This window comes from Faunimonas sp. B44, from assembly GCF_052655945.1.
Window position 1 is genome coordinate 1 of the sequence record NZ_JBQYEX010000034.1, and the last position, 6493, is coordinate 6493.

The 6493-nt window shown below is 63.1% G+C and carries 6 protein-coding genes and 1 tRNA gene; all 7 read left to right on the plus strand.

Going from position 1 to position 6493, the window contains the following annotated elements:
• Window positions 1–237, plus strand: a 237-nt coding sequence (locus ACUN0C_RS19910; protein WP_445468157.1) for an integrase core domain-containing protein, incomplete at its 5' end; no start/stop codon positions are given.
• Window positions 238–545: 308 nt separating this feature from the next.
• The gene (locus ACUN0C_RS19915; RefSeq protein WP_445468158.1) at window positions 546–1646 is read left to right on the plus strand and encodes a hypothetical protein; all 1101 of its coding nucleotides are present in this window, start codon (window positions 546–548) and stop codon (window positions 1644–1646) included.
• 266 nt (window positions 1647–1912) lie between these two features.
• Window positions 1913–2004: transfer RNA gene (locus ACUN0C_RS19920), tRNA-Ser, on the plus strand.
• A gap of 289 nt (window positions 2005–2293) precedes the next feature.
• Window positions 2294–2545 carry a hypothetical protein gene (locus tag ACUN0C_RS19925; RefSeq protein WP_445468159.1) on the plus strand — a complete coding sequence of 84 codons (252 nt, stop codon included), beginning with the start codon at window positions 2294–2296 and terminating at the stop codon, window positions 2543–2545.
• A gap of 886 nt (window positions 2546–3431) precedes the next feature.
• Entirely contained in the window at window positions 3432–3803 is a 372-nt protein-coding gene (rpsL, locus tag ACUN0C_RS19930; protein ID WP_445468160.1) for a 30S ribosomal protein S12, read from the plus strand.
• A gap of 67 nt (window positions 3804–3870) precedes the next feature.
• Entirely contained in the window at window positions 3871–4341 is a 471-nt protein-coding gene (gene rpsG / locus ACUN0C_RS19935) for a 30S ribosomal protein S7 (RefSeq protein ID WP_445468161.1), read from the plus strand.
• Window positions 4342–4364: 23 nt separating this feature from the next.
• Window positions 4365–6455 (plus strand): elongation factor G, encoded by a 2091-nt coding sequence (fusA, locus tag ACUN0C_RS19940; protein WP_445468162.1) that lies wholly within the window; start codon window positions 4365–4367, stop codon window positions 6453–6455.
• Window positions 6456–6493: the final 38 nt, after the last annotated feature.

A 6493-nucleotide genomic window follows, 5' to 3' on the forward strand; every position in this document is an offset into this window, starting at 1 on the left:
ATGGCGCTGAACCTGGTGCCGTGCTTCACGCCCGTCCGGAGCCCGGAATCGAACGGTATGCCGGAAGCCTTCGTGAAGACCTTCAAGCGCGACTACCTGCGCATCAACCCCCTGCCGGACGCCGCGACGGCGCTCCAGCAGATCGCCGGATGGATCGACGATTACAACGAGGTCCATCCTCACTCAGCGCTCCGGATGCGCTCCCCGAGGGAGTTCACCCGAGCTCAGGCCCTATAGCTGGCGTGTGCGGTGAAACGGGGGGCATTCCATCAGGTTTTGCGGCGCCGGACAGGACCTGCAGGCCTCATTGACTCACCCCGCGACGCGAGATACCTAGCGGCGAGGCTTGTGAGGGGTGCAGCACGTGAAGATCAACGACTGCACGAACACCTGCCCTGCACGCTCGTAATTATCTGAGCTGGTCTGTTGAGTTTTGCGCAGAATGTTGATTCTGCCTGACTTATCAGAACAATGCCGGTAGGCTGGCTGCACAGCAGATAAGTGTCTAAGGACCAATGGCAGGCTAGCGAGAGATTAGAATCCTGATGCCGACACTGTACCTGCACGCAGGCCTGCCCAAGACAGCGACATCGAGCTTGCAGGTGTTCCTTGCACGTAACGCAAGCCGGTTGTTTAAGGCTGGGGTCAGGTATCCGTGGTCCGACCACCGTGTTGCCGATGAAGGCCTGATTACCAGTGGCAATGGCGCGCGCATTGCTCGATTTTCCTTTTCTGATTTGGATATGGGGAAGGGAAGGAAAGCGCTACAGCAGCTAAAACTTGTCTTGTCGAAGCCAGAAGGACGTTCTGTTCTTATATCATCAGAATTTTTTTCGGCATGGCCTGAGGCTGCATTCGCAGATTTGGCGAAAATCTCCCTTGACTACGGATTTGAAATCAAGGTCATTATCTATCTCAAAGATCAAGCGGACGTTCTTGTTGGTCACTATTTTCAGGCTCTGAAGAGGAGGCCTGGCTTTGCTGACACGAATGGCAGCGATTTCCGAGCTTTTGCGGATAAGTATATTGATCATCCGTATTTGAACTTTGAGAGTCTTCTTGCGATGCTCGAGCGCGTCCTTGGGCGATCGGGAGTGATCGTTAGGTCAAGCGCGAGGGGGATGCTGAGGAACGCAAACGTTTTTCGGGACTTTCTAGACGCGTTGCAGTTGGAGGACAGTCGGGTCAAGTTTGATTTTGACATTCCTCTTGTGAACCCCACACCAAAACAGGACGAGATGTACCTTCGGGCGCTTATGAATGCCTTCGCGCCGACGGTGAAGTTTTCCGATATGTATTTGAGTACAGTGAACCGCCTTTATGAAAGTGGAATCGTTTCCGGCGTTCGCGACCGAAATTACTTTGTCGATTCAGACGTGATTGAAGACTGGCGGGCTCGGTTCCGTCCGTCGAACGAGAGGGTCTGCCAAGAGTGGTTTGGCCGCAGCGTGGACGAAGTGCTCCCCGGCAAAATCTATCGTGAGCGGGAGCAGTTCGACTTCCACTCTGCGGATCTGACCTCCGTTGTGGCCGTACTTGGGGGTCTTCTCGTTGCTACGTCCGGGCGCGTTGAGCAACTTGAAAAGCCGCTTAGGGTCCGGACACAATCAGCACCAGAACGGGATGGCGGCGAGCTGGACGGCTGATGGCTGGTTCCTGACATGGCAGGTGACGACGCGACCGAAAGACGTCCAACTCGGACTCGGCGCGGTTGAAGACATCACTGAGTAACAGTGTGGGGTCGCTCTTTCGATTCTCGGCGGGACCGGCACGACGAGAGTGGCGCCGAAACAGCGCGCGCCAATCAGTTCGTTTCACACTGGATTCGTGCATCAATCCTGCACCGGCCGGCATTGACGATTTTCGGCAACAAGGCTTGAAACCCCGCGATTGCGTAGCTACTGACGGCCTCGGAGAGGTGGCCGAGTGGTCGAAGGCGCTCCCCTGCTAAGGGAGTAGACGGCGAAAACCGTCTCGTGGGTTCGAATCCCATCCTCTCCGCCACGACCCGCGCCGCTCGCGCCGGGCGGCCGTCGCAGAGGCGCCTTTCTCCTTCGAATGGTCCGGCTTCAGACTCTCGGCGTGCGGGACCGCCTGGCGGGCGGGCCTTTCGGCCCGTCAGCGGTCGCAGGCGGGCAAGAGGGCAGGGCGCCCGGGAGCCGGAATCCTGCGTGTCTGCGGCCCGTCCCTCGCTGCTCACCTGGAGCCGAGCGGCCGGACGGGCAGGCGATCGGATCCGGCCGGGCAGCCTGAGACGCCGCGGCCGAGGTATCGTCCGCTCGCCGCCGATGGAGTGACCCAACGAAGTACCGCCTCTGCATTTCAGCACGCCGGCCGACACGGAAGTGCGGCGGAGCTGAAGCGATGCGAGGCCGCAGCGGTTGCGGCAGAAGCGCTCTCGGGCGATCGGGATGGCGACGGCATCCTTTACCTGCAGCGGGATCACGCCCGGTACGTCCGGGAGCGCCTGAGCCAGGTGAAGTCGCTGACGAACAGGGTCTACGTGCTCGATCCGGACCGCGGTCTGCTTTTCACCCGAAGGTAGCGTCCGGACTTCGTCACATGCTGGAAGACGCGCCATCCGCCGCCGCCCCGACCGCTGCGGGCGGTTCGCCGAACGCATGGTCGCGGGACTCGAGCCGCCGCCGGCGCCGGCCACGCAAGTCTCCGTCACTCTTCCGACTTGCGGAGGTGTCGCGGCCTCCTTCTGATTTTGCAGGCTGGGGCTGATCCTGGAATGCCCGGCCGACGGCATTGGGTACGAGGCCGTGCAGCGCAAAGGCCCCGGCGATCCGCATGGGCTTCGGGGCGTGCGTTGCGCAAAGACAACAGCGGCGAAAACGAATTGGAAACCAAATCCGGGCGATTGTGCGTGCGAAGCACTCTCTCTATCTAGCGCCGCGATTGGAGCGATCTCCCAGCAACGGATGGAAACCGGCCTGGCCCCGCATCGAAAGCGGGCCGCACCGGTTCTCGCCCATCGCCTGACGATCGGTCGAACCCCCCTGGATCCCACGACATGCGTATCGGTCTCATCTGGCGTACCATCCTGTTCTTCGGCCTGACGGCGGGCTATGCCGCCCTCGCCGCGGTGCCGTACCTCATCTGAGGACGGCCGTGCACGGCGCGGCCGCCATGCGGTCGCGGCAGCGAAATCCCAGCGACTTCGCATCACTTCGGGGTTGACGCACCAGGGCCCAGCGTCTAGATGAAGGCCACCCGCGGGCAGGCGGTAAGCCGAAGCCCGGTTTCGCGCGTCCAAAGCGTGAAACCCAGTCGACTTAGACGCTGCCTGGGTCCGACACGAAACACGCAAGCCATGATCGCGGAGCAATCCGTGATCCTCTGTCCCGCTGCACCGCCGCGTCAACGCGGACGGTGCGATTTTCTACGTATTGCAGCGGGCGAACGCCCCGAGGCCGGAACGACAGATGCCGACGATCAACCAGCTGATCCGCAAGCCGCGGAGCGACAAGCCGCGGCGCAACAAGGTGCCCGCGCTCGGCGCGAACCCTCAGAAGCGTGGCGTTTGCACGCGCGTCTACACGACGACTCCGAAGAAGCCGAACTCGGCGCTGCGCAAGGTCGCGAAGGTGCGCCTGACGAACGGCTACGAGGTCATCGGCTACATTCCGGGCGAGGGCCACAATCTGCAGGAGCACTCGGTCGTCATGATCCGAGGCGGCCGCGTGAAGGATCTCCCGGGCGTGCGCTACCACATCCTGCGTGGCGTGCTCGACACCCAGGGCGTGAAGGACCGGCGCCAGCGCCGCTCCAAATATGGCGCCAAGCGGCCGAAGTGATCGGCCGGGTTGCCGGCGCGATCGCGCCGGCCGCCGTTGAGAATTCGTAGGTTCAAGGAAGCCGTTCATGTCGCGACGTCACCGTGCCGAGAAGCGCGAGATCATCCCGGACCCGAAGTACGGGGACACCGTGATCTCGAAGTTCATGAACTCGGTCATGCATGCCGGTAAGAAGTCCGCAGCCGAGGCGATCGTCTACGGCGCGCTGGGCGAGATCGAGCGCAAGACCCGGCAGGATCCTGTCGGCGCGTTCCACCAGGCGCTCGAGAACGTCATGCCGCAGATCGAGGTCCGGTCGCGGCGGGTGGGCGGCGCCACCTATCAGGTCCCGGTCGAGGTCCGCATGGAGCGCCGTCAGGCGCTGGCGATCCGCTGGCTGATCACGGCGGCGCGAGCCCGCAACGAGCGCACGATGGTGGAGCGCCTTTCCGGCGAGCTCCTCGATGCGGCCAACAATCGCGGCAATGCCGTGAAGAAGCGCGAAGACACGCATCGGATGGCCGACGCGAACCGCGCCTTCTCGCATTACCGCTGGTAACTCCGAACCAAGAGGCGAGAGCAATGGCTCGCGAGTACAAGATCGAGGACTACCGCAACTTCGGCATCATGGCCCACATCGATGCCGGGAAGACGACGACGACCGAGCGGGTCCTCTATTATACCGGCAAGAGCCACAAGATGGGCGAAGTCCATGAAGGCGCTGCCACCATGGACTGGATGGAGCAGGAGCAGGAGCGCGGCATCACGATCACGTCGGCCGCGACGACCACCTTCTGGCAGGGCCGCGACGGCAAGAAGCGGCGCCTGAACATCATCGACACGCCCGGCCACGTCGACTTCACGATCGAAGTCGAGCGTTCGCTCCGCGTTCTCGACGGCGCGATCGCGCTGCTCGACGCCAATGCCGGCGTGGAGCCGCAGACGGAGACCGTGTGGCGCCAGGCCGACAAGTACCGCGTGCCGCGCATGATCTTCGTCAACAAGATGGACAAGATCGGCGCCGACTTCTTCCGCTGCGTCGAGATGATCCGCGACCGCCTGGGCGCGACGCCGGTCGTCGTGCAGCTGCCGATCGGGGCGGAGAACGAGTTCAAGGGCGTGATCGACCTCGTCGACATGAAGGCGATCGTCTGGAAGGACGAGACGCTCGGCGCCGAATGGGAGATCCGCGACATTCCGGCCGATCTCGTGGACCAGGCCGCCGAATGGCGCGAGAAGATGGTCGAGGCGGCCGTCGAGATCGACGAGGCTGCGACCGAGGCCTATCTGGAGGGCAACGAGCCCGACGCCGAGACGCTGCGCAGCCTGATCCGGCGCGGCACCTGCGCCGTGACCTTCTATCCGGTCCTGTGCGGTTCCGCTTTTAAGAACAAGGGCGTGCAGCCGCTTCTTGACGCGGTGGTCGACTTCCTGCCGAGCCCGGTCGAGGTTCCCGCGATCCGCGGCATCGACCCGAAGACCGGCGACGAGATCAAGCGCGTGTCCTCCGACGCCGAGCCGCTGTCGATGCTCGCCTTCAAAATCATGAACGACCCGTTCGTGGGCTCGCTCACCTTCTGCCGCATCTATTCCGGCCATCTCGCGTCCGGCGCGATGCTCCAGAACACGGTGAAGGAGAAGCGCGAGCGGATCGGCCGCATGCTGCTCATGCACTCCAACCAGCGTGAGGAGATCAAGGAGGCCTATGCCGGCGACATCGTCGCCGTGGTCGGCCTCAAGGACACCACGACCGGCGACACGCTTTGCGACCCCACGAAGCCCGTGATCCTCGAGCGGATGGAGTTCCCCGAGCCGGTCATCGAGATCGCGATCGAGCCGAACTCCAAGGCCGACCAGGAGAAGATGGGCCTCGCCCTCAACCGCCTGGCGCAGGAGGATCCGTCCTTCCGCGTGAAGACGGACGAGGAATCGGGCCAGACGATCATCGCCGGAATGGGCGAGCTTCACCTCGACATCATCGTCGACCGCATGAAGCGCGAGTTCAAGGTCGATGCCACCGTCGGCCAGCCGCAGGTGGCGTACCGCGAGACGATCACGCAGGCGGCCGACATCGACTACACGCACAAGAAGCAGACCGGCGGTTCCGGCCAGTTCGCGCGCGTCAAGATCCGCTTCGAGCCGCAGGAGCCGGGCGCCGGCTTCGCGTTCGAGAGCAAGGTCGTCGGCGGCACGGTTCCGAAGGAGTACGTGCCGGGCGTCCAGAAGGGCATCGAGAGCGTGCTGAACAACGGCGTCATCGCGGGCTTCCCGATGGTCGACCTGAAGGCGACGCTCATCGACGGCGCCTATCACGAGGTGGATTCCTCGGTGCTCGCCTTCGAGATCGCCTCCCGCGCGGCATTCCGCGAGGGCGCCCAGAAGGGGCGGCCGGTGCTGCTCGAGCCGATCATGAAGGTCGAGGTGGTGACGCCGGACGATTACACCGGCTCCGTCATCGGCGATCTCAACTCCCGGCGCGGACAGGTCCAGGGCCAGGAGATGCGGGGCAACGCCACGGTGGTCAACGCCATGGTGCCGCTCGCGAACATGTTCGGCTACGTCAACACGCTGCGCTCCATGACCCAGGGTCGTGCCCAGTACACGATGCAGTTCGATCACTACTCGCAAGTGCCGAGCCAGGTCGCGCAGGAAATCCAGTCGAAGTATGCCTGAGCTGAGGCTTAGGTCGAAGAATCACATGGAGTGAGCTG